The organism is Streptomyces sp. NPDC001056 (assembly GCF_053598955.1).
Map to the genome: position 1 here is coordinate 20,154 of NZ_JBSFLI010000018.1, position 25,470 is coordinate 45,623.

Here is a 25,470-nt window from a genome sequence, read left to right on the forward strand (position 1 = left end):
GGGCTGCTCAAGCCCCGTTGATCCGCCAGGCGATCACGCCCGCCGCGCCGGGCTCACCCTGGATGTCGACCTTGAGCGGGCCGGTGGCCGCCAGCCGCTCGACGACCGCGGACCCGTCGCAGGGAACCGCCTTCTTCCGGCCCGCGCCGGACGGTGCCACGACGATCTCCGCGGTCCCCTTCCCGGCGCACACCACGGTCAGCTCGTAGGCCGTGCCATGAGCCGGCCCGGGTCGCGTGTGCACGCCGTCCGAGACACGCTCGACGCCCGACTCCACCATGGAACTGCCGTGATCGGTGACGGCGTCGAGCGCGGACTGCGCCTGATCCGTGAGCTTCTTCTCGTCCTCCGCCCCGCCGCTCCGGTGCGCGGCCGGGGGTGAGGGGCGGTGGCCCGGCGCGGGGTCGTGGTGCGAGGTGCAGGCGGTGAGAAGGAGGGCCGGCGTCAGGGCACAGCCGAGGAGCGACACGGGTCGGAGTCTCATGACGAGGTAGGTACCGCACGGCCGATGCCGCACGCCAGGCAGGGCCCCTTTCGGCGCGAGGCCCGCCGGGGTACGACAAGCTGGAGGGACACCTCGACTTCAGGGAGCCCCAATGAGCGACAAGCCGACCGTCAGCGTCCTGGGCACCGGGATCATGGGCGCCGCCATGGCCCGCAATCTGTGCCGCGCGGGGTTCGAGGTGCGTGCCTGGAACCGCACCCGTGAGAAGGCCGAGCCCCTCGCCGCCGACGGCGCCCGGATCACCGGCACCCCCGCCGAGGCCGTCGAGGGCGCCGACGTCGTCCTGACGATGCTCTACGACGGCGACACCGTCCTGGAGGTCATGCGCCAGGCCGCGCCGGCGCTGCGCCGGGGGGCCGCCTGGGTGCAGTCGACCACCGCCGGGTCCGAGCTGATCACCGACCTGGCCGCGTTCGCCCGCGAGCACGGACTGCTCTTCTACGACGCCCCCGTGCTCGGCACCAAGGAGCCCGCCGAGGCCGGCCGGCTCACCGTGCTGGCGGCCGGGCCCGAGGAGGGGCGCGCGGCGGTCACGCCGGTGTTCGACGCGGTGGGCGCCAAGACCCTGTGGACCGGCGAGGACGGCGCCGCGGGCAGCGCCAGCCGGCTGAAGCTGGTGGCCAACAGCTGGGTGCTCGCCGTCACCGCGGCCACCGGCGAGACACTGGCCCTCGCCAAGGGTCTCGGCGTCGACCCGCGGGACTTCTTCGAGCTGATCGGCGGCGGCCCGCTCGACATGGGGTATCTGCGGGCCAAGTCCGGGGTGCTGCTGGAGGACAGGCTGACCCCGGCGTCGTTCGCGGTGACCACCGCCGAGAAGGACGCCCGGCTGATCGTGGCCGCGGGCAGGCGCAGCGGCGTGCGCCTCGACGTGGCCGAGGCCACCGCCGAACGGTTCGCCCGCGCGGCCGCCCAGGGGCACGGCCAGGAGGACATGGCCGCCGCGTACTTCGCCAGCTTCGACGGCGAGGGCGGGGAGAACGGCAAGGGCTGAGTCGGCCCGCCGAGATGACGTTCCCCGCGGCCGGGAGCACCCTGGAGACAGCCGGAACGTGCGTTTCCCGGAGGTGGCCGACATGACGCAGACCATGCAGCAGACGCGGACCGTGATGCACCCCGCTGTCGGGTGGCATGTCGAGCTGGAGTTCGAGGAGGACGGTCAGCACACGCGCGCGGCGGCCCTGGTGCGCCTGCCCGACGGCAGCGAGATCCGGGGGCACGGACACGCCAGCCGCCACCACGTCGACAACGACCAGCCCAGGGTCGGCGAGGAGATCGCCGGGGCCCGTGCCCTCAACCAGATCGCCATGGAGCTGCTGGGCAAGGCACACGCGGAGATCGACGCGGATTCGGGGCGGACGTCGCATCCGATCCACGTGTGAGCCACGCGTGCGGGGCGCGCGCCTGGCCGAGGGGCGCGCGCCCTCGGCGATTCCATGTCTCGGCGCTGGTCAGCTCGTCAGCGCCGTCCTCAGCGCCCGCACCAGCGCCTGCGCCCTCGGGTCCGCCGTCACGGTCGCGGTGAAGCCGTTGGTGACATAGCCGAAGGCGATGCCCGACTCCGGGTCGGCGAAACCGAGGGAACCGCCGCGGCCCGGGTGGCCGAAGGAGCCGGGGGCGAGGAGCGGGGACGCGCCGCTGTGCAGCATCCAGCCGAGTCCGAAGCGGGTGTTCACCACGAGCACCCGGTCGGGCCCCGCGGACTGCTCGGCGCGGGCCAGCTCCATCGTCTCGGGGGTGAACAGGCGGACCCCGCCGTCGAGTTCGCCGATGAGGGAGGCGTAGACGCGGGCCAGTCCGTCCGCCGTCGCGATGCCGCTGGAGGCGGGCAGGGCGGCGGCGCGGTACGCGGGGTCGTTCTCGTCCGGGACCGGGGTGATCGCGGCGAAGGCGCGCCGGGTCAACGAGTCCGGGTCGGCGTAGGCCGCGGACACCGCGCGCTTGGGGCGCAGCTTCAGCGCGCCCGCCGCCCGCGGTGCCTCGATGTCCCCGACCCGGCCGAGGCGCCCCTGTTCGGCCTCGGGCAGCCCGAGCCACAGGTCCGCGCCGACGGGCCCGGCGATCTCGTCGGCCAGCCAGGCGCCGACCGGGCGGCCGGTCACGCGCCGGATCAGCTCCCCGGTCAGCCAGCTGTACGTGTGCGCGTGGTAGCCGTGGTCCGTGCCCGGCTCCCACACCGGGGCCTGCGCGGCGACGGCCGCCGCGCCGAGATCGGGGTCGGCGGCCTCGGCCAGGGTCAGCGGGCGGTCCAGCACGGGCACGCCCGCGCGGTGCGCCGGCAGATGGCGTACCAGGGTGCGTTCCTTGCCGGCCGCCTTGTACTCGGGCCAGTACGTGCCGACCGGCGCGTCCAGGTCCAGCTCACCGCGCTGGTGCAGCAGCAGGAGCCCGGCGGCCACCACGCCCTTGGTGGCCGAGCGCACGATCTGGGCGGTACCGGGCTCCCACGGCGCCGTACCGTCCACGTCCCTGGTGCCCGCCCACAGGTCGACCACCCGTCGGCCGTGGCGGTACACGGCCACCGCCGCGCCGCGCTCCCCGAGAAGGGCGAAGTTCGCCGCGAACGCCTCCCTGACCGGCTCGAAGCCCTCGGCCACCGTGCCGTTCACGTCCACGTCCTCGCCCTCCATGCCCCGCGTTCCCTTCCGCTCACCTGCGACAGAGGGTGCAACAGCGGGTGCGGGCCTGCGATTCCTCGATGAGATCAAGTGTCCGTAATCATTATGTTTGTCACCCCTGAGGGAGCCGGGCCACCGAGCGCGGGTCGAAGCCGAACGGCAGCTCCAGGCGGTGCGCCCGCATCAGCTCCTCGTCGGACAGCAGGTCCGCCGTCGGGCCGTCGGCCGCGATCACCCCGTCGCTGAGGATCAGCGCACGCGGGCACAGCTCCAGGGCGTAGGGAAGGTCGTGCGTGACCATCAGGACCGTCACGTCCAGCGAGCGCAGGATGTCGGCCAGCTCGCGCCGGGAGGCGGGGTCGAGGTTGGAGGACGGCTCGTCCAGGACCAGGATCTCCGGCTCCATCGCGAGCACGGTGGCCACCGCGACGCGCCGCCGCTGCCCGAACGAGAGGTGGTGCGGCGGCCGGTCGGCGAAGTGGCCCATGCCGACCCGGTCCAGGGCGTGCCGTACGCGTTCCTCCAGGGCGGCGCCCCTGAGGCCGGCCGCCGCCGGGCCGAACGCCACGTCCTCGCGCACCGTCGGCATGAACAACTGGTCGTCCGGGTCCTGGAAGACGATGCCGACCTTCTGCCGGACGGTCGCCATGTGCCGCTTGTCCACGGGCAGTCCGGCCACGGTCACCGCCCCGGCGCCGCCGCCGAGGATGCCGTTGAGGTGCAGCACCAGGGTGGTCTTGCCGGCGCCGTTGGGGCCGAGCAGCGCGACCCGTTCGCCGCGTCCGACGGTGAAGTCGACGCCGAACAGGGCCTGGTGGCCGTCGGGGTAGGCGAAGGCGAGGCCGGAGACCTCCAGCGAGGCGGCGGTCGCACGGGTCGTGGTCACAGGGTCCATCCCGGATTCACAGGGTCCATCCCAACAGGCAGACGACGAGGGCGGAGCAGGGGAGCGCGAGGGCGAGGCGCCACTGCGCGGGGGAGGCGGTCGCCTCCTCGATGACGGGCATCGAACCGGCGTACCCCCGGCTCACCATGGCCAGGTGCACGCGCTCCCCGCGCTCGTAGGAGCGGATGAACAGCGCGCCGGCGGACTTGGCGAGCACCCCCCAGTGCCGTACGCCCCGTGCCTCGAAGCCGCGGGAGGCGCGGGCGATCCGCATCCGGCGCATCTCGTCCGTGATGACGTCGCCGTAGCGGATCATGAAGGAGGCGATCTGCACCAGCAGCGGCGGCAGCTTCAACCGCTCCAGGCCGAGCAGGAGCTGGCGCAGCTCGGTGGTGGCCGCGAGGAGCACGGAGGAGGCGACGCCGAGGGTGCCCTTGGCGAGCACGTTCCAGGCGCCCCACAGCCCGTTCACGCTCAGCGAGAGCCCGAGGACGTGCACCCGCTCGCCCTCCGCGACGAACGGCATGAGCACGGCGAACGCCACGAAGGGCACCTCGATCAGCAGCCGCCGCAGCAGGAACCCGGCCGGGACGCGGGCGAGCCGGGCGACGACCGCGAGCAGCACGGCGTACACCGCGAACGCCCACATCGCCTCGCGCGGGGTCGAGACCACGACCAGCACGAAGAGGAAGGCGGCGGCGAGCTTGGTGTGCGGCGGGAGCGCGTGCACGGGAGAGTCCCCGTGCCGGTACAGCCGATGGGCGTGGCCGGCTCCCATGTCACAGACCCGAGTCGACCGGCGAGGCGTCCACGGCGCGGCGTCTGCGTACCGCCCAGAACACCGCGCTGCCCGCCACCACGGTGACCCCGACGCCGATCACGCCCGCGAGCCCGCCGGACAGCCGCTGGTCGGAGACGTCCGCGACGCCGTAGCCGGCGAGCGGGGAGCCGGCCGAGGCGTGCTTCTTCTCCTGGGTGTCGATGCCCTTGTCGTGCGCGACCTTCTCCAGGCCGTCGGGGTTCGCGGAGGCGTAGAAGCTGACGAGACCGGCGAGCACGAGGGAGGCGGCCAGGCCGCCCGCCCACAGCGCGCGCCGGGAGGTGCGCGCCGCCACCGGCGCGGGCGCGCCGGCCGGGGCGTCCACCAGTTCGCCGTCCACCCGCAGCCGGAGCCGCTGCCGCAGCCCGCGCGCGCCGTGCACCAGGTCCGGGCGTACGGCGATCACGGCGCCGACCGTCAGCGCGGTGATGACCGCCTCGCCGACGCCGATCAGCACATGGACGCCGATCATCGCGGTGGCGACCTTGCCGATCGAGACGTCGGTGGTGCCGCCGACCGCGTAGATCAGGGTGAAGGCGACGGCCGCGGCCGGCACGGAGAGGAGAGCGGCCACGAAGGAGGCGACGGTCACCGAGCGGCGGCCCCGGGGCAGCACGGCGAGCAGGGCGCGGAAGACGGCGTACGACACCACCGTGGTCACCAGCGCCATGTCCGTGATGTTCACGCCGAGCGCGGTCAGCCCGCCGTCGGCGAACAGCACACCCTGCATCAGCAGCACCACGGACACGCACAGCACGCCCGTGTACGGGCCGACGAGGATCGCGGCGAGCGCCCCGCCCAGCAGATGGCCGCTGGTGCCGGCCGCGACGGGGAAGTTCAGCATCTGCACGGCGAAGATGAACGCGGCGACCAGCCCGGCCAGCGGGGCCGTCCGCTCGTCCAGTTCCCGGCGGGCGCCGCGCAGGCTCACCGCGAGGGCACCGGCGGCGACCACCCCGGTGACGGCGGAGGCGGGGGCGTCGATGAATCCGTCAGGTACATGCACCGTTTGATTTTAGACGCTTGTTGCGAATCCTTTGCAAGTACCAGATTCTCGCCAGCGGCCTCCGGGGGCATGTTCCGGAAAATGTGCGACATTGGAGAGAAAGCGGACAAAGAGCTTTCGCATAGGTCACTCAGCGTGAAAGGGCGATCCGATGTCTGTGATCGAACAGTACGCGCGCGCCCATGTCGTCACGGATGGCGAGGACCCCGGGGCCGTCCCGGTAAGGCTGCGGTACGACCCCGACGACGATCCACGCTCGGTACGGATCGATCTCCCGGGCACGCATGAGTGGACCTTCTCCCGTGCCCTGCTGGAACGGGGGCTGCGCGCACCGGCCGAGAGCGGCTCCGTACGGGTGTGGCCGTGCGGGCGGGTCCAGGCGGTCGTGGAGTTCCACTCCGCCGACGGCGTCGACGTGCTCCAGTTCGACTCCAAGGCGCTGATCCGCTTCCTGCGCCGGACCTACACGGCCGTGCCCGTGCACAACTGAACCGGCGGGGGCGTCAGCCGCCCGTCCTGAGCAGGTCCGCCACGATCGGGCCCGCCGTGTCGCCGCCGTGCCCGCCGGCCTGCACCACGCCGGCGGCCACCAGGTCGCCCCGGTACGCCGTGAACCAGCCGTTCGGCTTCTTCTGCCCGTCGACCTCGGCCGAGCCGGTCTTCGCCCCGTAGTCCGGGCCCAGGCCGGCCATCGCCTTGGCGGCCGTGCCGTAGTCCGCCGTGAACTTCATGACGTCCTTGAGCTGGGACTGCGTCGTGGCGGACATGGTGCGCGCGGCCTTTGCCAGGGTGCGGTGGTCCACGTCGGGGGAGACCAGGTACGGCTGGCGGAAGCGGCCCGACTGCACGGTGGCCGCGACGGACGCCATGTTCAGCGGGTTCATGCGCACCCCGCCCTGGCCGATCAGCGAGGCGCCCATCTGCGCGCCGCTCTGCACCGGCACGGAGCCGTCGAAGGAGGGCACGCCGATGGCCCAGTTGTCCATGCCGAGGCCGTAGACCTCCTGGGCCTCCTTGGTCAGATCGCTGTTCGACAGTTTGGGCGCGAAGTTGATGAAGGCGTTGTTGCAGGACGCGCCGAACGCGGTCCTGAACGTGCCCTTCTTGATCTCGGAGTCGTCGTCGTTGTGGAACGTCCAGCCCGCGAGCTTGTACGTCTTGGGGCAGGGGTGCGAGGCGTTCGGGGTGACGAGCTTCTTCTCGAACAGCATGGTCGAGGTCACGATCTTCATCGTGGAGCCCGGCGCGAGGGAGCCCTGGAAACCGACGTTGAAGCCGTGCGCGCTGTTGGCGACCGCGAGGATCTCGCCGGTGGAGGGCCGCAGTACGACCACCGAGGCGCGCGCCTTCCTGCCGACCTGCCGCTCGGCCTCCGCCTGGAGCTTCGGGTCCAGCGTGGTCCGCACGGTGCCCGGGGTGCCCTGGCTCAGCGTCACCAGCGTCTTGTCGGACAGCTTCGCCGTCCGCGACGCCTTGCCGCGCACCACGCGCAGCTCCACGCCGGCCGTGCCGCCCGCCTTCTTGCCGTACTTCTCGCGCAGCCCGTCCAACACGGTGCCCAGCGAGGGGTACCGGGCGGCCGTCAGCTCGCCGCCGTCGCGGTCCAGGGCCTTGACGGGCGGGGTGCCGGAGTCGCCGGTGACGAGCGTGTCGCCGTCCCGCAGGTCCGGGTGGACGACGGAGGAGTGCCAGTCGACCAGGGGCTCGCCGTCGCTCGCCCGCCGTACGACGGTGAGCGAACTGCCGTACGCCAGCGGCCTGGAGACGCCCTTGTAGGCCAGTGTCGCCTTGACGGAGAAGGGCACCTTGGCGCCCGTGGCGGTACCCGGGGTGAGCGTGACGCCCGTGAGGTGGGCGTCCTTGCCGTAGCCCGTGAGCAGGGCGGAGGCGGCGGAGGGGTCGTTCGTGACGGCCGCCGCGTCGGTGACCCTGCCCTGCTGCCAGGAGGTCAGGAAGCGGGTGGCGGCGGTCCGTACCTCGGCCGCGCTGACGGGGCCGGTCCTCACGTTCTCGTGGTGCGCCGTGGCGCTCGACTCGCCGGCCGCCGAACCGCCGCCGTACAGCGCGTAGGCGGTGAGTCCGGCGCCGCAGGCAACCAGGGCGATCACTCCGCCTATCACACCGGGCGGGGCCGTGCGCCGTTCGGCGACCCGTCTTCTCTTGCCCACAGCCTTTGTTCCTCCGCGCTTCCGGGTTCCCCGCAGCCCCTCGACTCCCCAACGACGGCACTTACCCTAAAGTCCCGAGCGGGGTGGGTGACGTCCCCGGTCATTCCGTAGCACGGTTGCGACAATCGGATCGGCGGGTCGGGCGGGTCGGTGTACCCGGAAACGGGAGGAGGCCGAGACGGCCTACATCGACGTGATGGGTGCCCCGCCGTACATCCCGCCCTGGCAGACATAACTGCCAGGACCCAGGTTCGTCACATAGCCGCCGGTATTGGTGCATTGCTGCCAGCTGATCCTGGGCTGCGGGGCGGCCTGGGCCGTCAACAGGCCATGGATTTATGCCGCATTGACCGATGGACGCGGTGTGCCCGGGAAGGCCGCGGCCAGGGTTCCGGGCACACGCGCCGACCCGGCTAGACCCAGGTGTCGAGCCACATCCGCGCCCGCCAGCTGTCGATCGGGATCGCCGTGCCGGTGAACAGGGGCCAGAAGTAGATGAAGTCCGCGCAGCCGGGGCCGACGGGCCCCGACCAGCGCGTTCACCTCTTGCCAAGGCTGGATCAGGCCGCCTGGGCCGTCTCTGGGCCGTGATCTTGAGAATTGGAAGACCGGTAGAGGGCATCGACGGCGTTCCGAGTGCGTCCCTCACTACTCGGCATGAGGTGCGTGTACGTCCGGAGCGTGAACCCCGGATCGCTGTGACCGAGGTACTGGCTCAGGGCCCGGATGTTCTCGCCCGCGTCCAACAGGACGGACGCGTAGAAGTGCCTCAGTGCGTGCATGCCGTGTTCGCGGGCCGACACGTACCGCTCACGTGCCTCGCGCGCCGGGATGATGCCTGCGACAGACAGGGCGGGCTTCCACTGGTGATCATTGAAGTGGCTCACGCGCACGTGCCGCCCCTCGACACCGCTGAAGATGAGCCGCTTCGTCACCAGGGGGCCGTCGGGCGTGCGCCACGGCAGCGTCACTTCGATCGGCTCGAACTCTGCCGAGTGGACGCGGAGCGCGGTGGCCACAGCGTTGGGCAGCGGCACGTTCCGGACCTTGCCACCCTTCGGCAATGCGAAGACGTACTTGCCGCGGATGCGCTTGAGCTGATGGGCCACGGTGAGCCAGCCGTTCTCGAAGTCGATTTCTTCGTCGGCCAGACCAAAGATCTCCCCCTGACGCAGACCGCATCCGGCGCCGATGTCCACGGACGCCTGGAAGCGCCGGGCTAGGGCAGCGCGCACGTCGAAGACCTGCACTGCCGTCCACGGGATGACGCGCGGCTTGCCCGGTTTCGGGAGCTGCACCGTGCGGGCGCGGCAGGGGTTCTTGTTAAGGAGCCCGTCATCGACCGCCGCACTCAGTGCCGCGGAGACGGTGCCGACGATGATGCGACGGTGGGACTCCGCCGGCACGGTGGCTTCCAGGGCGGCGATCCAGGCGCGGATGTGCTCGGGCTTGAAGGAGCCGAGCGGGCGAGAACCGATGTGAGGGTAGGCATGCAGCCTGAGTCGACGTTCCGCAGCCTCACGGCTGTTGATCTCGCCAGTGTGCGTCTTGACCCACCGTTCCGCGTACTGCCGGAATGTCGTGCGGGAGGTCCGCGGGTCGACGTACTGGCCGCGCGACATGTCTGCCTCGATCTGCGCAAGCCACTGCTTGGCCAGGCGCAGCTCCTTGTCCCTGAAGGATTTGCTCTTCTCGGTGCCGTCCGGCCCGACGTACCGGGCGCGGTAGCGGAGGCCAGTGCCGTGGCGGTCGGCCTTGACGCGGACGGTCTTGCCGTCGGCACCAGTCTCGTTCTTGTACCAGCGGTCTTGGATGTGACCTGCCATGCAGGGCGTGGTCCCTTCCGAGCGTGGGAAGGGAGGGCCACGGTGTGGCCCTCCCTTCAGGTTGGGCTGTGTGATGGGTCGTGTCAGGCGGCGTTGCGGTCGGCGTTCTTGCGCTCAGTGACGTAGGTGCGGACGTCCGCAGGGTCGTAGCGGAGGTGTTTGCCGATGCGGAAGCCGGGCGGCCCGGTGCGCTTCTTGCGCCACTGGTAGACGGTTTCGACGGGCACCTCGAAGATCTCGGCGATGTCATCCGGGGTGAGGTACCGGTCCGGGAGGCCAGCCCGAAGTGTGATGCGCGGGTCGGTATGAGTACGAGAAGGCGTGCTCATCAAATGCCCTTCATTGCGCGTTCCGTCGCGTGCCCTTCTGGGGAATCCGCAACATCCGCCACGCCGCAACATTGCAGGTCAGCGGGTGTAAATCTGTGGCGGATCTGTTGCTGTTGCGGATAGGTGCCGCCAGGCGGGGGCCTGGCGGCACTTTCGGGGTGAGGTTGGTCAGCCGACGCTGCGGAGGGTCCGTGTGTCGGGTTCCGCGAACATGTGGCGGCTCCCGGCAGGGGTTCCCGCCACAGGTGCACCCTCGTTGACCTGCGGTGTTGCGGCTGTTGCGGATGTTGCGGACTTTTGAGGGTCCGGGGGGCAGTAGCGGTTCCAGGCGTCCCGGAGGTCGTCGGCGTAGTAGCCCTTGGGGGTGGTGCTGCCGACCCGGATGCCCTTCGGCTTGATCGGGGTGTCGTCGGGCTTCGTGTACTGGCTCAGGAGCTTGGACAGCCGACGGGCGGTGAGAGGTTTGACGCTCTGACCGTCCTCGCTCATGTCGTCCCATGGGGAGTCATCGAGCTGGAGGAGGATTTCGAGGATGGCGGCGGTGGGCATCCGGTCCACGCCGCAGAACACGCGGTCGCGCAGGTCGGTCAGCAGTCGCACCCCCAGGGATGCTTCGTCGCCGACGCTGGCGGCCTTGATCAGGGCCAGGCAGGCGGCGCGTCCCCGCTCGGGCCAGTGCCCGCCGGCAGCGTCCGCGACAGCGAGCAGCGGTTCCCACACGTCGGCTGGCCGGTCCACGACCCCTTCGGGCATCTCGGGCCAGGCTTCGGCTACCTGGTCGTGCAGGGTGGCGCACCATTCCGCGAGGCGGTCGCGCAGGGCGTGGCCCTGTTTCTCGTGGATGCGGCGCCGGTAGGGCTCGCAGGTCTCGTTGGGGGCCTTCTTGCGCATGCGGATGATGATCGAGCGGGTCAGGATCGTGTCCGGCAGCGACCCGAGTCCGGCCATCGCGACGGCGCAGAAGGAGGGGAGGAAGGCGGCCTTCTGGTCGGTGCCGTCGCCGATGCAGCGCAGCGACTTGGCACCACGCCGGTATCCGGAGTTGAGGAACCCGCGGACCTCTTCGTTCCCGCCGGCTTTCGGGCCGAAGACGGTGTCGATCTCGTCGAACAGGAGCGTTGGGGTGCCCTCCTCGGCGGAGACGAGCCGGAAGAGGGCGTTGGCGGAGGCGTTGACGGTGGTGGCCGCGCGGGGGGTGAGGGTTTCCACGATCTCCAGAGCGCGGGACTTGCCCGAGCCTGGTTCCGGGGAGAGGAAGGCCAGGCGGGCGGTGCCGTCCAGGGCGTCCATCAGGTGTGCGTGGGCGTCCCACAGGGCGACGGCGACGTAGGCGTGCTCGGTGGGAAAGACGTTGAAGCGGCGGTGGAACGCTTCGACTTCATCGAGCAGGGCGGCGCCGTCGATGGACGGGGCAGCCGGGTTGGCGCTGGTCATGCGGCGTTCCTCCTTTCGGTGTGCGTACCGGGCGTGCCGGTGCAGAAGTGCTTGTGGGCGGCGTACTCGGTGATCAGGGCGGCCACGGCGTCGTGGCCGCGGGCGGTGCGGGTCTCGCCGCAGGGGCAGGCGTAGGCGGCGGTGGGGGTGTCGCGGTAGCGCTTGGACCAGCGGGCGCCGTCGTAGTGGTGGCGGTAGACCGGCGGGGCGGAGATGCGGATGCCCGGCCGGTCCGGCGTCGGGTCGTCGGGGTGGTGGCGGGTGTGGTCGGTCGGGTGCGGGTCAGGACGAAGAGATGAAAGGACTGCCTGTCGGCAGTCGTTCTTCGTGCCACGGCCCCCACCGGCGTCACCAGTCGCCGGGCGCGAGCGCGGGGCGGCGGACTGAGAAGGCTTTTCAGGGCGGGGGGTCACGCGGCGTCCCTGGGACGGCACGTGCGGATGGACCAGTTCAGGGCGCTTTGGATGGTGGCCCGGCACTCGGCCGCCGGCAGTCCGGCCGCCTCTCCCCCCGCCTGAAACGCCTCCTCCACCACGTCCCGGGGGATCTCGCCCCATGCGACGAACCGTCCCAGGGCGCGGGCGCCCTCCAGCAGCCGTGTGTTCCGGCCGCCCTCGCCGGTGCCCGCGACCGCTGCGACCTCACGCTCCAGCGCGGCCTTGGCCCGCCGGGTGACCGCCTCCGGGACGAGCAGCGGCGCGGGCGCCACGGCGGGCCGGGACGGCTCGGTCAGGAGCGGGATGAGCCACGAGGACAACGGGGCCAGCGGGGCGTCGTCCAGCAGTTCGTAGGCGCCGTCGGGGGTGGTGCTGTGGGGGGCGACGACGTAGCCGCCCCACGCGCGGGTGTCGATGTGCGGCCCGAGCCGGTTCACGCTGCCGGGCAGCTTCGCTCCGGGCGGGGCGGTGAAGTACAGGTGGCGGCCCCCGCTCGGGGTCCGCACCTGGTAGGTGGATGGGAGCTGCTCGCCGGCGCGCTCGCAGAGCGCTGCCAGAGAAGCGGCGCCGTCAGGCGCTCCTTCTTCCTCTCCCGGCTTGCACACGTCCAGATCGATGACGAGCAGCCCGGCCGGGCCGGTGGCGATCCCCACGTTGTACGCGGTGCGCGCCCACGCGGCCTGGATCAACTCCGGGTCGGTGGTGGCGCGTTGTTCGGGGGTTCGGTGCCCGCCCGCGCACCGGCCGGTGCCGGGGCAGGAACGTTCCGGGTGTCCGGCCGGGCGCTTGCTGCTGGGGTGCAGCGGGATGACGGGCCAGCCGCGCGTGATGGTGGCCAGAGCGGCGGAGAGCAGGCGCTCTCGCCGCTGGGTGGTGCGATGGGTCATGCTGGATGCCTCCAACAGGTCTGTTGTGGACTGGTTGGCCGGGGTGACTGCGTGTCTTTGGCGAGAGAGGCGGTCACCCCGGGCGTGTATCAGGCGATGTCGAGGGCGAGCTGTGCCGGGGCGGGGTCGGCGGCTTCGGGCGCGAGGGTGGCGAGCAGCGCGCGGTAGGCGTGGATGGCCTGGTGGATGACGACCCCGTTGCCGAGGATCTTGAGCTGGTCGGAGCGGGACAGACCCAGGTCCGCGTCCGTGACCCAGCCGGGATCGGCGCCCATCATCCATTCCACGAAGGCGGGGGACAGCCGGCGGTTGCCCTTGGTGCCCGGTTCGGTCGGCTCCGGTGCGGCCCGTCCGAGGACGGTTTCCCAGCGGTGGATGGCGGGCCCGTAGTCGGTGCCGTTGGTGGCCACCCACCGGCCGTCCAGACGGACGGCCTGGCCGGGTAGGTAGTAGTTCCCGGCGCTGTCGCGCTGGTTCGGCCCGCCGTGCGGCCCGTCCGACGCCTTCGGGGTAGGCAGCAGGTTGACCACCACCTCGTTCAGTGGACGGGAGTTGACGCCCAGCAGGTTGGAGGCGCCGGACTTCCAGTCGCGCGCGGCCGGGGTGGGCAGGAGGGTGACGGCGGTGCGCAGGTTCATCCCGCCCCGCCGTTTCGGGGAGATCCCGGGGCCGCCGGTGCCGTCGGCGGCGGCCGGGGTGGGCAGCAGGGTCAGGCGTCCGTCGGGGGCAGCAAGAAGACCACTTCGTCCTCCAGCGTGGGCCCGTGCCCGCCCGCCTTGCGCTTGTCCGGGTGTTGGGGTCCGCCGTTGCGTCCCAGTTGTGAGGTGGGGGTCTTCAGCAGCGGGATACGCGACGGCGAACCAGCGGTCGCGCCGGTGGCAGGCTCCGACTTCGGGATCTCCAGCTCGTAGGCACACCCACCGCGCGTCATACCCGATCGCGGCCAGGTCCGCGGCGACGACGTCGAGTCCCCGGCTTCGGATGGCGGCGACGTTCTCCAGGAACACGAGCTGGGGTCGAAGGTGGCGAATGGCGTGGGCGACGGTTTTCCACAGTCCCGATCGGTCACCGGCGATCCCTCCCCGAGGTCCGGCGTTGGAGATGTCCTGGCAGGGGAATCCGGCGGTCAGAGACGCCGGGCGCGGCAGCGTGGCGGCCAGCGCCGGCCAGTCGACCGACGTGATGTCACCGACGTTGCGGGCGTGCGGCAGCCGGGCGGCCAGCAACCGCGACGCGGCCTGGTCCTTCTCGGCGACCACGACCGTGGACAGGCCGGTGACGGCTTCCACGGCCTGGTCCAGGGCGGCGGATCCGGTGCACAGACTGATGTTGCCGCCCTCCAGCGGCATGGCGGGGTCATGGGTCATGCTGGATGCCTCCAACAGGTCTGTTGTGGACTGGTTGGCCGGGGTGACCGCGTGTCTTTGGCGAGAGAGGCGGTCACCCCGGGCGCGTCTAGAACGGGGGCTCGTCGCCCAGCTGGGCGGGGTTGCCGGCGGTGTTCCACGGGTCGTTCGCGGTGGGGCCGTTCTGGGCGGGGCGCTTGGCGTTGATCTGGACGGTGGTGAAGCGGACGGACGCGCCGATGTCGTCCACCTCGACGGCGAGCATGGAGCGCTTCTCGCCCTGGTCGGTGGTCCAGTCGTGCTGTCGCATCCGGCCCGTGGCGACGACGCGGGAGCCCTTGAGCAGGGACTCGGCGACGTGTTCGGCGAGGGCGCGCCAGGCGGCGCAGCGGTAGAAGGCGGTGGTGCCGTCCTTCCACTGGTTGCTGGTGCGGTCGAAGCTGCGCGGGGTGACGGCGATCGTGAACTTCGCGAGCGCGGCGCCGCCCTCGGTGAACTTCAGCTCGGGGTCGTCGGTCAGGTTGCCGACGAGGGTGATGGGGGTCTCTCCGAACGACATGGGGTTCCTCTCCAGGTCAGCGGTTGAGTTCGTTGCGGTTGCGGGCGATCAGCCCGTACGCGGGCGCGGTGATCGTGTTGTTCTCCAGCCGGACGGGGCCGGAGTAGTGGTGGTGGGTCTCGGTGCGGGTGGCCTTGACCGAGCGGACGGCGGAGCCGATGGCGGTGGCGACGGCGGCCAAGGCGGCGATGGGCAGGGTCACGAACAGCACGGACGACAGGGTCACGGCGGTGAGTCCCTTGCAGGCGAGCCAGATGCCGCAGCCGAGCCCCACGCAGGTGGCGCCGACGCCGATCCCGGCGACCGCCATCCCGGCGGCCCAGGCGGGCACGATCCGGCGGTCCGGCTGCGGAACCGGGGGCGTGGGCCCGTATGCCGGCAGCGGGGCCGGGTCGCGGTAGGCGGTCGGCATGTGCGGCGTGGGCTGGTAGGCGTCCGCGAGGATCCGGCGTGCTGCGGCGGCGGCTTCGGCGTCGGTCATGTGCAGCGGCCGGGTGGTGGGGTCGTGGTCGGGCATGGCGGGCTCCCTGCCGGGGTCAGGTGAGTTGGCGGGCGGCGCCGGCGATCGCGCGGCATACGGCGGTGATGGTGGTGGCGGCGCCGGTGCCGGCGGTGAAGAAGCCGAACAGGAACAGCACGAGCGCGCTGAACGGGCCGACGTAGCGGCCGCGCAGCAGGACGAAGGCCAGCACCCCGAAGAGTGCGACGGCGGACAGGGTCACGATCACGAGGGGCCTCCCGAGGGGGTCGTGCAACGCGGCGGGCCGCCCCCGGGGCGTGGGGGCGGCCCGTGCTGTCGCTTGTCGCGTTGCTTGTCGTCTGGCTTGTCGTGCGGCTTGTCGCTTGTCTTGTCTTGTCGCTTGTCGTCTCGCAGGTCAGAAGCCGTTTTTCGAGCCTCACGGCCCGGTGGGGCGGCTTGTGTTCCGGGGAGGCGACAGGGGCTGTCTGGTCAGTCCTCGGAGGGCTGTTCGGGGGCGTGCCGGTGGTGGACGTAGCGGGCCTTGGTGCCTTCCCCGACGCGGACGGCGGTGCCGTCCTGCACCCACGTCTTGAGCCAGCCGACGACCGTCTGCCGGGTCGTGCCGTGCTCGTCGGCGAGGTCGCGGGCGATCGCGGAGGCGCCAGTGCCGTCCGGGCCGGCGGCGAGCAGCAGCGCGAGTGCCGCCCGCTGTGCGGGGCTGTCCTGCTCGCCGCGCAGGGCGGACAGGTTCAGCCCGGCCCGCTCGCCCTGGGGCTTGGCCGGGCGGGTGGTGCTCGGGTCGGGGGCGGTGGCGAACTCGGCGTCGATCTGCTCGCGGAACCGCGCCAGTTCAGCCTCGACCGTCGGGTCCGGCGCCTGCTCGCCGCGGAGCGCGGACAGGTTCAGTCCGGTCCTGCCCGAAGCGGTCTGCGGCGCGGGGTCGCTCGGGGTGTCGTCGGTGGGGGTGTGGTCGCGCATCCAGGAGGTGCGGTCGGTGTCCCAGCGGCGGGCGTAGGCGGGGCCGGCGGCCTTGGCGGAGATGTCGTCCAGCACGGGGTGCCGGTCGGAGGTGGCGGCGATGATCTCGCGGATCTGGTTGGGGAGGATGCGCCATGCCTTGAACAGGGCGGCGGGGGATTCGGGGGTGCTCATGAACCCGGCGCCCTTGAACGGGGCCTGGTCGACGCGCAGTCCGCGCGAGCCGGGGAACATCTTCGACAGGTCCATGCCCTCGGTCTCGCCGCCGGTCAGGGCGACGCGCACCTTGGCTTCCCGGCGGATCATGAGGTTGCCCAGCACGCTTCCGGTGGCGCCGAGGGCGGTGAGGACGGTGCGGACGCCCATGGCGCGGGCGATCCGGATGACTTCGAGGATCTTCTCCCCGAGCTTGCGCACGTTGCGGTCGGCGCTCGCGAGGATCTCGGCGCCTTCGTCGATGACCAGCATGATCTGGGGAATCCGTGCGCTGATGGGCAGCAGGTCGGTGTTGGCCTGGGCGAGCAGGTCCTGGTAGGCCATCTTGCGTTGCTTGGCGACCTTCACCGCGGTGTCCAGCATCGTCATGGCCTCGTCGTAGGTGCCGGCGAGCCAGTCGATCCCGGGCCGGACCGGACCGCCGTCGGCCCGCTTGATCTCCCCGTTCAGCGCGGGCAGGACCCAGGGCAGGCCCGCCGATCCGGCGTTCAGGTCGATGACCCAGGTCAGGATGTCGTCGGCGCGGGCGAACCCGGCCAGGATGCTGTGGACCATGTTGGTCTTGCCCGAGCCGGTCGGGCCGACGACGAGTGCGCACTGCTCGCGCAGGTAGGCGCGGATCTCCTCGGCGTTGGTGCGGTAGCCCCAGGGGATTCCGGTGTGCACGGACAGCGGCCCGTACTCGGCCGGGTAGGTCCGCTCCTGCTCCAGGACGTTGACGGTGGTCACGTCGATGATGGCCCGGCCCTGGTGGATGCCGGGAGAGGCGGTGGCGGTGCAGCCGTGGGGCAGCCGGGCATCAGCGGACAGCTTCGCCGACTCGGATGCGATCTTGGCGTAGGTGGCGCCGCCGGGCGGGAGTTCGGCGTCGATGGAGAACCCGGTGCCGGTGGGCCAGGACTCGACCGCGAGGACGCGCACGGTGATCCCGCACACCCGCTGGATACGGTCCACCCACTCGGTGGCGATCGCACGGCGTTCGGCGGACAGCTCCTCGGCGACCTGCCGTTCGGCCGCGGCGATCGCCTCCTCCTCCCGGGCCTCCTCGTAGAGGTTGGTGGAGCGGGTGGCGGCGCCGATACCGACGCCGATGGTGGCGAGCGATCCCAGGGCGGTCCAGGTCAGGGGGCCGTGGGTGATGGCCCAGGTGGTCCATCCGGCGCCGACGAGCCAGGAGGCGGCGCGGGTGGCGATGGTGCGGCCGGCGTTGCGCACGCGCAGGCCGGCGACGGTGTGGCCGAGGGCGCCGGCAGCGCCGACGGCGAGGGCCCAGCCCGGGGGCATGCTGGTGGCGGCGCCGGTGGTGGCGATGGCGAAGGCTCCGGTGGTCGCGGACAGGGCGCCGGTCACAGGTCCGTGACCGGCCGCCCAGTCCAGCACCGGGCCACTGTTGTTCGTGGCGGTGGTGGCCATGGTCAGACGTTCCAGCCCTTCTCGGCCTCGGTGCCGTTGCGGGGGTCTTCGTGGCGGGCGATGTCCGCGGCGTGGACCCCGCGGAACAGCGGGACGAGGGTCTCGGCGGCGTCCACGGCGTTGAGCAGGGTGCGGTGGATGTCGTCGAAGCCGTCCGCGACGTCCTTCTCGAAGGCGAACTCGGCGTCGGAGCGCTCCGCGAGGATGCGGAAGGTGTTGGCGACGGACAGCAGCGCCGTGGGGAGGTTGTCGATCATCGCGAGGACTTCCATGTTCCCGTCGGGCTCGTAGCTGCGGGCGGCGTTCTCCATCTCCGCCGCGGCCTCTTCGAACTTGAAACCAGACACGTTGATGGCCTCCTGATCAGACATCGGAGCAGTCGGGATGGTGTGGGCGGGGCGCTCGACGCGGTCGCCGATCGCGTCGGTGTCGGTGGTGGTCTCCTCGGCGCGCAGGCGCTCGCGGATCTGTTCGTCGCGGGCGGCGCGCTGCTCGCGGGCGGTCTGCATCAGCCGCCGGTACAGGCGCCTACCGGGGTGCATCAGCCACTTCCAGCCGAGCTTTCGGCCCAGCGGCGTGGTCAGGCAGCCCAGCACCCCCACCGCGCCACCGAGGACGGCGGCCAGCAGGCGGCGGCCCTGGAAGCGGGCCGCCGACTTCAGCAGCCCCCAGCGGGCACGGCGACGGGCGGGCGCCTTGCGGACCTGGTCGCGCTTGGCCTCGATGCGGGCGTTGGTGTGCCGGTCGCGGGCGGCACGGGCCCGGTTGACCAGGGCCCGGGACCCGGCCGCGGCCTTCCCGGCCGCCCAGCCCGCCGCACGGCGCGCCGCCCCGTGCCCGCCCGCGGCCTTGTCCTTGCGGACCTTGGCGCGGGCGTCGCGGCGGGCGTCGGCGACCGCACGGCGCGCTGCGGTGGTCTGCTGCCGGGCCGCCGCACGCGAAGGCGTCTGCGCCCGGTCGGATTTGCGCAGGTCTCGTATCTGCCTGGCCCGGCCACCGCGCCCGCCGCCCGCGGTGGGCGTCACGGAGGAGCGTGACGCGTCACGGCCACCGTGACGCCCGGCGTGACGGTCCTGGCCAGCGCCGTGACGCAGGGCGCCCGTGCCGTGCCGAGCGCCCGATGTGCCGCTGCCGGTACGGGACTTGCCGCCCGTCCCGCGGCCCTGCTTCCCAAACGACGAACCGCCGCCGGCACTGCGGAGCATGGAGGGCGTGCGCCCGCCGCGACCGGCGCCGGTCGCTCCCTTCGCGCGGTGCCCCTTGGCGGTGCTGCGGCGGGCCCGTACGGCGGCTGTCGCACCCAGTAGGGCGGCGCTGCCGCCGGCCACGGCGAGTGCGACGGGGCCGCCGCCTGCCAGAGCAGCGGCGCCCACCGCCCCGACCATTCCGTTGGTGCCGGACAGAGCAAGAGGCAGCACGGGGATGCCGCCCGGCGTGTGTGCCAGCTCCGGCCCCGTTGTGGGCGTGGGCTGTTCAGTGGGCGGGGGCGTTTCGGGGGGCGGTGTGTCGGCGGCCGGGACGGCTACCGGTTCGGTGCTGATGTCGGTCATGCTGAGGACCACTCCCTTTTGCGGAGTCGAGCAGGACCCGGACGCGGTGCTTTGTGAGGGCGTGCGCGTCCGGGTTCCTGTGCGAGAGAGGGCTGATCAGAGCCGGTTGGGCTCCAGGTAGAAGAAGAGGATGGTGAATCCGCCGTAGCCCATCTGACGGGTGACGTACTCGCGGATCACCTGGTAGACCTTCGCGCGCGAGTCGCGCAGCGCCACCTGGATCGTGTTCGAGATGGTGACGTGCTTGGCGCCCTCAAGCTGGGCGGTCACGATGAAGAAGTACTCGACGCGGTCGTCGGTACCCGTGCAGGCCGGAGTCGGCACAGTGGAAGCCCCTTCAGTTCATGTGGTGGGGGTGGGTGGCGGCCATCTCCTGCCAGCGCCGGTTCTCGGCGGCGTCAGTGTTGGCCAGCCGTACCCGGAAGTCGCAGCCCGGCTGCTTGCACCGGTGCGTGACGGTGGACAGGGCCTCGGTGCAGCGAAAGGCCAGGCTGGTGAAGGTGGCCAGGCACGAAGTCGAGCAGGCCACCAGCAGCGAAACGGGCACGCCGTAGTCGGACAGTCGTACGCCGATCGCCCCGGCCAATGCCGCGCAGGCGGCAACGGTGCCGGAAAGGATCAGACGGCGACGCACAGACGTAGTCGGATTCACGCTCAACACTCCTGTCTGAAAGCGGCATTGAGATGGCACCCCGCCGGGCCGTCCCGCCGGGGTGGGAGGTGAAGGCTCGCCGGGTCTGCTCGCCGGGTCTGCGGTGGTGCCGCTCGCCGGGGCTCACCGGGTCTGCTTCACTGGTGCTCGACTGCTTCCGGCAGTCGCAACGAGGGCCAGCCCACTTTCCCTGGGCTGGCCCTCATTGGTGGTGCCGGACGTCGGCTTACGCCTCGGTCTCCTCGTGGGACATCAGTGACCCCCACGCCTTGCGCACCCGCTGCTCACCGCCGACGAACCCGCCCTCGCGGAAGGCGGTCACGGCCTGGCGGTAGGACAGCGGCGGGTCGTCGGTGTAGCGCAGGTGCCGCAGGACGACGACCAGCTGTGCGTCGGTCAGCGGCTCGGCGGGCTGCGGGGTCGGTACGCCAGCCACGGCCGCGATCTCCTCCAGAGTCACGGGGGGTGTGACGGGCGGCGTCACGGGCGTGACGGGTCCGGCCGGAACGGTCTCGGGCTCGGCCGTGACCTGCGTGTCTTCCTCCGTCACGGGGGGCGTGACGCCCTCCTCCCGGGCGGGCTCGACGGCGGGCGGCTCGGGGGCGGCCGTCACGGCGGGGGCTGCGGCCGTGACGGGCAGAGCGAACATGCCTGCGAGCGCGGCATCGGCGCCGGCCGTCATCCGCTCGCGCTGCACGTCGACCAGGTGCGCGCCGAGCAGAGCGTCACCCGCGCCGACCTTCTCCGCGAGCTTCCACGACGTCAGCTCCGAGGCGTTGCGGGCCTTCTCGTCGGGGTGGTTCGCGGCGCGGGCCCGGTGGTAGGCGAGCTTCTGCATGACCACGGCGTTGCGGCGCTGCGCCTCGGCGTCCACGCCGGTGCGGAAGACCACGATGCGGCGGGCCAGCAGGCCCATGCCCTCCGCGGCCACGCACATGGCCATCGGGGTGAACGCGAACACCACCGACTCCGTGCCCGTCGGCGCGACCGCGGCTCCGGTCACGGAAGCCACCGCGGGCAGCGTCCACAGTCCGACCCGCACCGCGGCCGGGGAGGACTGGCCCAGCATGGTCAGGCCCACCAGGGTCAGCGCCAGAACGAGCGTGGCTCCCTCACCCGCGGAGACCATGCCCAGGGCGGTGGCGGAGCGGTGGAAGACGGAGGTGATGTTGCTGTAGGTGCCCCATGCGCCCAGGCCGCCGAAGCCGACCATGGGCAGGGCGGCGGCGCCCAGCACGAGTGCCTGGCCCCTGCTCAGGGACCTTTCCGGGGGATGCTTCACTGCTTGTCTCCTTGTCAGAACTCGGCCGCCTGACCGGGCCGGTCAGGCGGCGCGCTGGTCGTCGGGGTAGGCGCAGGGGACGCACACCCCGAGCGAGCCGGGGATGACGTAGCCGGCGTCCCTGCGGCACTGCGGGCAGGTCCGGCGGGCGCGCATCGCGCACTCCAGCGCCCGGCGCTTCGCCGGGGTCATCGGTCGGACCGGCTTGGCCTCATCGAGCCGGTAGAGGTAGGCGACCAGCGGGCCGCGCCGGCGGCGAGGGCGCAGCACCTGCCCCACGACCGGCTGTCCGCCAGGCCGCAGGCCCCGGGCTCGTAACTGCCGTCTGGTCGCCAACCCTTCCGGGGCCAAGCGCCACGGGTAGGTCGGTATGCCGTGCCGGGCGCCGGTCGGGTCGAAGCACTCGCTCAACGCCGACGTCATCAGGCCGCGATCCCCTTGCGCGTCGTGCGGCAGCGGGTGAGGCTGACCAGCGGGACCACGTTGAACAGGTCCAAGTGGTCCTCGACGGCTCGCGCGGCCACGCGAATCAGGTCGTCGGGGAGATTGCGGTACTCGGGGTCGGCGAGGATGTCCCGCGCCGCGTCCAGCCGTGCCGCGCGCTCCTCCGCGGACTCACCCTCCATCCCGAGCCACAGCTCAATGGGGGTGCCGAGCGCCAGCTCCGCGAACTCCTCAGGACTGATGGCCTCATGGCCAGCAACGATGTACTTCATGGGACGGGCCTCCAGAAGGCGGGAACGGCGCCGGCATGAGCGCCGGAGCCGTGAGTCATTTGCGGCTGATCAGTGGGGATTCCTGAACCGCTGTGCTGAAGCCGTCAGCGCTTCACAACGGCCTTGTCCATGTCGCGGTGCTGAACGCTCACCTGGTGTCCGGCGGCCGTCAGCCGCTCGGCGAGCGCGTCGGCGAAGGTCGGGGCCCGGTGCCGGCCGCCCGCGCACCCGTCGGCGACGGTCACGGTTCCGGCGCTCGGGCCGGAGGCGAACGCGGCGACCGCGGCGGCGGTGGCCTCCACCAGGTCCGTGATGCCGGGCGTGCCCAGCACCGCGGCCCGTACCGGCGCGTCGTTCGCGGTCATGTACCGCAGCTCCGGCGAGACGTGCGGGTCACGGAAGTGGTGCCGCAGATCGATCGTGAGGTGAGCGGTGGGCGGCTCGTCATGCAGGTAGCCGAAGCTGACGATCTCGACAACAGCCATGAGGACTCCCGAGAGGCGAAGGGGTGTTCCGGCTCCCCGCGCTCCCGTCCGTACGGCCTGCTCAGAGCAGGTCCGGACGGACGGGAGAGGCAGCCGGCCGCAGGCGAATGCTGCGGCGGTCAGGTGACGCGGTGGGCACGCCACGATCGCCGGTCCAGCGACGGCGGCGCCTGGAGTCTTCGTCGGAACATCGGAACCTCCTTGGGATCGAGCAACAGGGATGGAGCACTGCAAGGGGGACCTCGTCCCCACTCTCCGGCCGTTGCTCGCGGTCGCCGGGCCACCTCGCCAGTACGGGCCGAAACCCTGTTCTGCCTGGCCTTTAGCGGGATTGCAGCGTCCCCGCCCTGTACGTGTGCAGCACCTCTCGGCGGACCGAAATCCGTAGAGGTACATGTAGTACCTGTTCCTCATCATGCGGAGAAGGATTCGCCGCGTCAAGTCCCTTCGCTCTTCGGGGTTGACGCGTCCATCCGCGCGATGTGCCTTCAGCTTGGCTGTTGCGGCTGAGACGTTGGACTCCGCGCATGTACGACTCGTGCACGACTTGGCTAGGGTGAAGTCGTCCCAAGTCGTCCCACTGGGGGAGAGTGCGACATGGCGAATGAGCGGTTACGCGGCGCGATCACCAAGAGCGGCCTGTCGCTGGATCAAGTCGCGGAAGCGCTAGGCGTGTCGGCCAAGACGGTCGAACGCTGGATCAACGAGCCGAAGCGCCAGCCGTACCGCCGCTTCAAGTACGCGGCGGCCTCGCTCCTGCAATGCGAAATGTCTTATCTGTGGCCGGATGAGCGGACGTCGGCAGAGGTCACCGAAGCTGGGAACGCCGAGCTGGTCAGGCTCTACCCCCACCGCTCCGTGGTTCCGAACCGTCTCTGGCCGCAGCTCTACGCCCGAGCGTCGCGACACTTCGATGTGCTTGTCTACTCGGGGTTCTGGCTCACCGAGGACGCGGCGTTCCACCAGGTCGTCAAGGAGAAGTCAGCCGCCGGCGTTCGTATCCGGTTCATGCTCGGGGACCCCGATTCCACGGCTGTCGCCGTGCGCGGCGAGGACGAGGGGATCGGGGGTGCGATGGCCAGCAAGATTCGAAACGCCCTGGTCAACTACGCTGCGTTGTTCGGACTTCCGGGGGTGGAGTTCCGGCTCCACTCCTCCACGCTCTACAACTCGATCTATCGGGCTGACGACGAGATGCTCGCCAATGGCCACCTGTACGGAGTAGGCGCGTACATGGCGCCGGTGCTGCATATCCAGCGCGTCCCTGGGGGCGAGCTGTTCGACGCCTACGCTGAGAGTGTCGAACGGGTCTGGGAGACCGCGCGGCCCATCTCCTCGCCCACCGACCTGAGAGGCCCAGACGCATGAGCCGAATCGATTACTTCCGCGACCCCAACGCCCCTGCGGCCAACTCTGTCGTGCCCTCGGTCACAGCCGTTGTGTGCGACCACGCTGGCAGACTCCTGGTCATCCACAAGACCGATAACAACCTGTGGGCGCTGCCCGGCGGTGGTCACGACATCGGCGAGCGTATCGGTGACACGGTCGTGCGCGAGGTCGAGGAGGAGACCGGAATCAAGGTCGAGGTGGACGGCATCGTCGGGCTCTACACCGACCCGGAGCACGTGCTTGCCTACGACGACGGCGAGGTGCGGCAGCAGTTCTCCATCTGCTTCCGGGCCCACCCGGTGGGCGGAACCCTCCGCACGAGCAGCGAATCCAAAGAGGTCCGCTGGATAGACCCAGCGGACCTCGATTCACTGGACATCCACCCGTCCATGCGTCTGCGGATCCAGCATGGGCTGGACGAGTCGCGTCGTGAGCCCTACATCGGCTGAGTGCCCGCCGAGACGGCGGTCATCCGGCTTTCGACCCGCTCCACGGCGGCGTAGATCTCCGGCGCCGCTCGCTGGATGAACCGGCCCACGATCGTGTCCGGCCCGTACCGCTGCACGATCTCGTTCAGCCGGGCGGCCGGCGTCGTGTGCTCACCGTCCGGAGTGGTCGTCATGTCCGACACGATGAGCGCGTCCACCAGCTCCGGCTGCTCCAGCTCGAACTCGGTCTCTAGATCATGCCGGAGTCCCCTCTCCTCGGCCTCCAGGAGCGCGCATGAGTGGTGCGCCACGAGCCGGACGACGCGCTCGTCGGCGCCCTCCTGGTCGCGGAGGAACCGGGCCCCGTCGAGCGGGTGGAAGCCGGTAGTGGCGATGGAGGGGGAGTAACCGACGTCGTGCAGAACGGCGGCAGCCTCCAGCAGTTCGGAATCGCGGCCGAGGATCGGGCTCAGGGAGCGAGCCCGTTCGGCTACCCCGAGAGAGTGCGCCCAGCGACGCGGCAGCGGTTCGGCCAGCATCGATTGGGAGAGCGAGTACGCCCACTGAGTAAGCCCCATGGATGGCACGGCTATGACTCCTCCTGGATAGTCGGAAGGGCGAGCACGGTGCGCCCCTTGCCGTGCACGGTGGCGAGAAGGCCGGTGCCTTCCATCTGAGCCAGCGCGTGGCGTACGGCTGTCCGGGACATTCCGAAGCGCTCGCAGAGGTTCGCCTCTGACGGGTATTTGTCGCCGACTTCGAGGGAGTCCTCCGTGATGACGGCGATCAGGCGCTCGACGAGAGGCAGAACGGGGACTCGGGAGGCACGCCAGCCGACCCCCGGCACGGACGTGATCAGCTTCTCGGACTCCAGCGTCCTGAGCGCGCGACGGATGGTGTTACGGGAGACGTCGTAGGCCTGCATCAGTTCGGCCTCTGACGGCAGGGTGCTGTCCTTGTGCTGTCCCTCCTCGATCTCCTTCCGCAGCGCATCAGCGATCAGTAGATAGGTTCCGCGCGGGCTGGCCTCCGGCACGGCACCTCCTTCCACGGGCTTCATTTGCTGCCAGGGTCGCATGT

General features: G+C 71.3%; 30 protein-coding genes. 5 read left to right on the forward strand and 25 right to left on the reverse strand.

The features are described 5' to 3' along the window. Positions 1–7: 7 nt before the first annotated feature. Positions 8–484 carry a hypothetical protein gene (locus ACWDD7_RS21455; RefSeq protein ID WP_450458509.1) on the reverse strand — a complete coding sequence of 159 codons (477 nt, stop codon included), beginning with the start codon at positions 482–484 and terminating at the stop codon, positions 8–10. A gap of 112 nt (positions 485–596) precedes the next feature. Between ACWDD7_RS21455 and ACWDD7_RS21460 the strand changes: the two genes are divergently transcribed. Together ACWDD7_RS21460 and ACWDD7_RS21465 are read left to right on the forward strand one after the other, a co-directional pair. Next, positions 597–1,499, forward strand: a complete 903-nt coding sequence (locus tag ACWDD7_RS21460) for an NAD(P)-dependent oxidoreductase (RefSeq protein ID WP_450458510.1) — start codon at positions 597–599, stop codon at positions 1,497–1,499. A gap of 112 nt (positions 1,500–1,611) precedes the next feature. Further along, complete coding sequence (locus ACWDD7_RS21465) at positions 1,612–1,887, forward strand: DUF1876 domain-containing protein (RefSeq protein ID WP_351864313.1); 276 nt, start codon at positions 1,612–1,614, stop codon at positions 1,885–1,887. 69 nt (positions 1,888–1,956) lie between these two features. On the opposite strand, the gene ACWDD7_RS21470 is transcribed toward ACWDD7_RS21465, so the two are convergent. The 4 genes from ACWDD7_RS21470 to ACWDD7_RS21485 form a co-directional block, all read right to left on the reverse strand. After that, complete coding sequence (locus tag ACWDD7_RS21470; RefSeq protein ID WP_450458511.1) at positions 1,957–3,135, reverse strand: serine hydrolase domain-containing protein; 1,179 nt, start codon at positions 3,133–3,135, stop codon at positions 1,957–1,959. A gap of 100 nt (positions 3,136–3,235) precedes the next feature. Next, positions 3,236–4,018, reverse strand: coding sequence for an energy-coupling factor ABC transporter ATP-binding protein (locus ACWDD7_RS21475; RefSeq protein WP_450458512.1), 783 nt, complete (start codon positions 4,016–4,018; stop codon positions 3,236–3,238). Positions 4,019–4,025: 7 nt separating this feature from the next. After that, positions 4,026–4,787 (reverse strand): cobalt ECF transporter T component CbiQ, encoded by a 762-nt coding sequence (gene cbiQ, locus ACWDD7_RS21480; RefSeq protein WP_392214983.1) that lies wholly within the window; start codon positions 4,785–4,787, stop codon positions 4,026–4,028. 1 nt (position 4,788) lies between these two features. Continuing rightward, the gene (locus ACWDD7_RS21485; RefSeq protein WP_351864240.1) at positions 4,789–5,835 is read right to left on the reverse strand and encodes an energy-coupling factor ABC transporter permease; all 1,047 of its coding nucleotides are present in this window, start codon (positions 5,833–5,835) and stop codon (positions 4,789–4,791) included. Between the two features lie 151 nt (positions 5,836–5,986). Between ACWDD7_RS21485 and ACWDD7_RS21490 the strand changes: the two genes are divergently transcribed. Further along, the gene (locus ACWDD7_RS21490) at positions 5,987–6,325 is read left to right on the forward strand and encodes an SsgA family sporulation/cell division regulator (RefSeq protein ID WP_392214986.1); all 339 of its coding nucleotides are present in this window, start codon (positions 5,987–5,989) and stop codon (positions 6,323–6,325) included. 13 nt (positions 6,326–6,338) lie between these two features. On the opposite strand, the gene ACWDD7_RS21495 is transcribed toward ACWDD7_RS21490, so the two are convergent. The 18 genes from ACWDD7_RS21495 to ACWDD7_RS21580 all read right to left on the reverse strand — a co-directional run bounded on the left by ACWDD7_RS21495 (position 6,339) and on the right by ACWDD7_RS21580 (position 22,573). Continuing rightward, positions 6,339–8,003 carry a penicillin-binding transpeptidase domain-containing protein gene (locus tag ACWDD7_RS21495; RefSeq protein WP_450458513.1) on the reverse strand — a complete coding sequence of 555 codons (1,665 nt, stop codon included), beginning with the start codon at positions 8,001–8,003 and terminating at the stop codon, positions 6,339–6,341. A gap of 560 nt (positions 8,004–8,563) precedes the next feature. Continuing rightward, positions 8,564–9,829, reverse strand: coding sequence for a tyrosine-type recombinase/integrase (locus ACWDD7_RS21500; RefSeq protein ID WP_450458514.1), 1,266 nt, complete (start codon positions 9,827–9,829; stop codon positions 8,564–8,566). An 83-nt stretch (positions 9,830–9,912) separates the two neighbouring features. After that, entirely contained in the window at positions 9,913–10,158 is a 246-nt protein-coding gene (locus ACWDD7_RS21505; protein ID WP_450458515.1) for a helix-turn-helix domain-containing protein, read from the reverse strand. Positions 10,159–10,326: 168 nt separating this feature from the next. Beyond that, positions 10,327–11,592, reverse strand: a complete 1,266-nt coding sequence (locus ACWDD7_RS21510) for a DUF3631 domain-containing protein (RefSeq protein ID WP_450458516.1) — start codon at positions 11,590–11,592, stop codon at positions 10,327–10,329. After that, the gene (locus ACWDD7_RS21515) at positions 11,589–12,005 is read right to left on the reverse strand and encodes a hypothetical protein (protein WP_450458517.1); all 417 of its coding nucleotides are present in this window, start codon (positions 12,003–12,005) and stop codon (positions 11,589–11,591) included. The genes ACWDD7_RS21510 and ACWDD7_RS21515 overlap by 4 nt, the downstream gene beginning before the upstream one ends. Continuing rightward, positions 12,002–12,916: a bifunctional DNA primase/polymerase gene (locus tag ACWDD7_RS21520; RefSeq protein ID WP_450458518.1), complete on the reverse strand. Its 915-nt coding sequence runs from the start codon at positions 12,914–12,916 to the stop codon at positions 12,002–12,004. The genes ACWDD7_RS21515 and ACWDD7_RS21520 overlap by 4 nt, the downstream gene beginning before the upstream one ends. 89 nt (positions 12,917–13,005) lie before the next feature. Then, the gene (locus ACWDD7_RS21525) at positions 13,006–14,283 is read right to left on the reverse strand and encodes a DNA cytosine methyltransferase (RefSeq protein WP_450458519.1); all 1,278 of its coding nucleotides are present in this window, start codon (positions 14,281–14,283) and stop codon (positions 13,006–13,008) included. A gap of 88 nt (positions 14,284–14,371) precedes the next feature. After that, positions 14,372–14,821 (reverse strand): single-stranded DNA-binding protein, encoded by a 450-nt coding sequence (ssb, locus tag ACWDD7_RS21530; RefSeq protein WP_450458520.1) that lies wholly within the window; start codon positions 14,819–14,821, stop codon positions 14,372–14,374. A 16-nt stretch (positions 14,822–14,837) separates the two neighbouring features. Further along, on the reverse strand, positions 14,838–15,338 hold the full coding sequence (locus ACWDD7_RS21535) for a hypothetical protein (protein ID WP_450458521.1): 501 nt from the start codon (positions 15,336–15,338) through the stop codon (positions 14,838–14,840). A gap of 19 nt (positions 15,339–15,357) precedes the next feature. Further along, positions 15,358–15,549, reverse strand: coding sequence for a hypothetical protein (locus ACWDD7_RS21540; protein WP_450458522.1), 192 nt, complete (start codon positions 15,547–15,549; stop codon positions 15,358–15,360). 221 nt (positions 15,550–15,770) lie between these two features. Then, positions 15,771–17,888 carry a hypothetical protein gene (locus ACWDD7_RS21545; protein WP_450458523.1) on the reverse strand — a complete coding sequence of 706 codons (2,118 nt, stop codon included), beginning with the start codon at positions 17,886–17,888 and terminating at the stop codon, positions 15,771–15,773. Between the two features lie 2 nt (positions 17,889–17,890). Beyond that, positions 17,891–18,913: a hypothetical protein gene (locus ACWDD7_RS21550; RefSeq protein ID WP_450458524.1), complete on the reverse strand. Its 1,023-nt coding sequence runs from the start codon at positions 18,911–18,913 to the stop codon at positions 17,891–17,893. A gap of 621 nt (positions 18,914–19,534) precedes the next feature. Continuing rightward, positions 19,535–19,762, reverse strand: a complete 228-nt coding sequence (locus ACWDD7_RS21555) for a hypothetical protein (RefSeq protein WP_450458525.1) — start codon at positions 19,760–19,762, stop codon at positions 19,535–19,537. Between the two features lie 13 nt (positions 19,763–19,775). Beyond that, on the reverse strand, positions 19,776–20,072 hold the full coding sequence (locus tag ACWDD7_RS21560; RefSeq protein WP_450458526.1) for a hypothetical protein: 297 nt from the start codon (positions 20,070–20,072) through the stop codon (positions 19,776–19,778). Positions 20,073–20,316: 244 nt separating this feature from the next. Beyond that, entirely contained in the window at positions 20,317–21,372 is a 1,056-nt protein-coding gene (locus tag ACWDD7_RS21565) for a hypothetical protein (protein WP_450458528.1), read from the reverse strand. A gap of 42 nt (positions 21,373–21,414) precedes the next feature. Next, positions 21,415–21,795, reverse strand: a complete 381-nt coding sequence (locus ACWDD7_RS21570; RefSeq protein ID WP_450458529.1) for an RRQRL motif-containing zinc-binding protein — start codon at positions 21,793–21,795, stop codon at positions 21,415–21,417. Beyond that, complete coding sequence (locus ACWDD7_RS21575; protein WP_450458530.1) at positions 21,795–22,088, reverse strand: hypothetical protein; 294 nt, start codon at positions 22,086–22,088, stop codon at positions 21,795–21,797. The genes ACWDD7_RS21570 and ACWDD7_RS21575 overlap by 1 nt, the downstream gene beginning before the upstream one ends. A 104-nt stretch (positions 22,089–22,192) precedes the next feature. Then, a complete protein-coding gene (locus ACWDD7_RS21580; protein ID WP_450458531.1) occupies positions 22,193–22,573 on the reverse strand; it encodes a RapZ C-terminal domain-containing protein in 381 nt (126 codons plus the stop codon). 597 nt (positions 22,574–23,170) lie between these two features. Between ACWDD7_RS21580 and ACWDD7_RS21585 the strand changes: the two genes are divergently transcribed. Beyond that, positions 23,171–23,941: a helix-turn-helix domain-containing protein gene (locus ACWDD7_RS21585; RefSeq protein WP_450458532.1), complete on the forward strand. Its 771-nt coding sequence runs from the start codon at positions 23,171–23,173 to the stop codon at positions 23,939–23,941. After that, positions 23,938–24,411 carry an NUDIX hydrolase gene (locus tag ACWDD7_RS21590; protein WP_450458533.1) on the forward strand — a complete coding sequence of 158 codons (474 nt, stop codon included), beginning with the start codon at positions 23,938–23,940 and terminating at the stop codon, positions 24,409–24,411. The genes ACWDD7_RS21585 and ACWDD7_RS21590 overlap by 4 nt, the downstream gene beginning before the upstream one ends. Here ACWDD7_RS21590 and ACWDD7_RS21595 read toward each other — a convergent pair. Together ACWDD7_RS21595 and ACWDD7_RS21600 are read right to left on the reverse strand one after the other, a co-directional pair. Next, positions 24,399–24,968, reverse strand: a complete 570-nt coding sequence (locus ACWDD7_RS21595) for an HD domain-containing protein (RefSeq protein ID WP_450458605.1) — start codon at positions 24,966–24,968, stop codon at positions 24,399–24,401. The two genes, ACWDD7_RS21590 and ACWDD7_RS21595, sit on opposite strands and share 13 nt — an antisense overlap. A gap of 11 nt (positions 24,969–24,979) precedes the next feature. Beyond that, positions 24,980–25,426: a winged helix-turn-helix domain-containing protein gene (locus tag ACWDD7_RS21600; RefSeq protein ID WP_450458534.1), complete on the reverse strand. Its 447-nt coding sequence runs from the start codon at positions 25,424–25,426 to the stop codon at positions 24,980–24,982. Positions 25,427–25,470: the final 44 nt, after the last annotated feature.

Coding starts and splice junctions, on each gene's coding strand:
- ACWDD7_RS21505 (WP_450458515.1), bottom strand. CDS start 10,158: ATGAGCACGCCTTCTCGTACTCATACCGACCCGCGCATCACACTTCGG.
- ACWDD7_RS21520 (WP_450458518.1), bottom strand. CDS start 12,916: ATGACCCATCGCACCACCCAGCGGCGAGAGCGCCTGCTCTCCGCCGCT.
- ACWDD7_RS21490 (WP_392214986.1), top strand. CDS start 5,987: ATGTCTGTGATCGAACAGTACGCGCGCGCCCATGTCGTCACGGATGGC.
- ACWDD7_RS21590 (WP_450458533.1), top strand. CDS start 23,938: ATGAGCCGAATCGATTACTTCCGCGACCCCAACGCCCCTGCGGCCAAC.
- ACWDD7_RS21475 (WP_450458512.1), bottom strand. CDS start 4,018: ATGGACCCTGTGACCACGACCCGTGCGACCGCCGCCTCGCTGGAGGTC.
- ssb (WP_450458520.1), bottom strand. CDS start 14,821: ATGTCGTTCGGAGAGACCCCCATCACCCTCGTCGGCAACCTGACCGAC.
- ACWDD7_RS21545 (WP_450458523.1), bottom strand. CDS start 17,888: ATGGCCACCACCGCCACGAACAACAGTGGCCCGGTGCTGGACTGGGCG.
- ACWDD7_RS21575 (WP_450458530.1), bottom strand. CDS start 22,088: ATGAAGTACATCGTTGCTGGCCATGAGGCCATCAGTCCTGAGGAGTTC.
- ACWDD7_RS21535 (WP_450458521.1), bottom strand. CDS start 15,338: ATGCCCGACCACGACCCCACCACCCGGCCGCTGCACATGACCGACGCC.
- cbiQ (WP_392214983.1), bottom strand. CDS start 4,787: ATGGGAGCCGGCCACGCCCATCGGCTGTACCGGCACGGGGACTCTCCC.
- ACWDD7_RS21500 (WP_450458514.1), bottom strand. CDS start 9,829: ATGGCAGGTCACATCCAAGACCGCTGGTACAAGAACGAGACTGGTGCC.
- ACWDD7_RS21580 (WP_450458531.1), bottom strand. CDS start 22,573: ATGGCTGTTGTCGAGATCGTCAGCTTCGGCTACCTGCATGACGAGCCG.
- ACWDD7_RS21595 (WP_450458605.1), bottom strand. CDS start 24,968: ATGGGGCTTACTCAGTGGGCGTACTCGCTCTCCCAATCGATGCTGGCC.
- ACWDD7_RS21510 (WP_450458516.1), bottom strand. CDS start 11,592: ATGACCAGCGCCAACCCGGCTGCCCCGTCCATCGACGGCGCCGCCCTG.
- ACWDD7_RS21460 (WP_450458510.1), top strand. CDS start 597: ATGAGCGACAAGCCGACCGTCAGCGTCCTGGGCACCGGGATCATGGGC.
- ACWDD7_RS21525 (WP_450458519.1), bottom strand. CDS start 14,283: ATGACCCATGACCCCGCCATGCCGCTGGAGGGCGGCAACATCAGTCTG.
- ACWDD7_RS21455 (WP_450458509.1), bottom strand. CDS start 484: ATGAGACTCCGACCCGTGTCGCTCCTCGGCTGTGCCCTGACGCCGGCC.
- ACWDD7_RS21570 (WP_450458529.1), bottom strand. CDS start 21,795: ATGACGTCGGCGTTGAGCGAGTGCTTCGACCCGACCGGCGCCCGGCAC.
- ACWDD7_RS21470 (WP_450458511.1), bottom strand. CDS start 3,135: ATGGAGGGCGAGGACGTGGACGTGAACGGCACGGTGGCCGAGGGCTTC.
- ACWDD7_RS21585 (WP_450458532.1), top strand. CDS start 23,171: ATGGCGAATGAGCGGTTACGCGGCGCGATCACCAAGAGCGGCCTGTCG.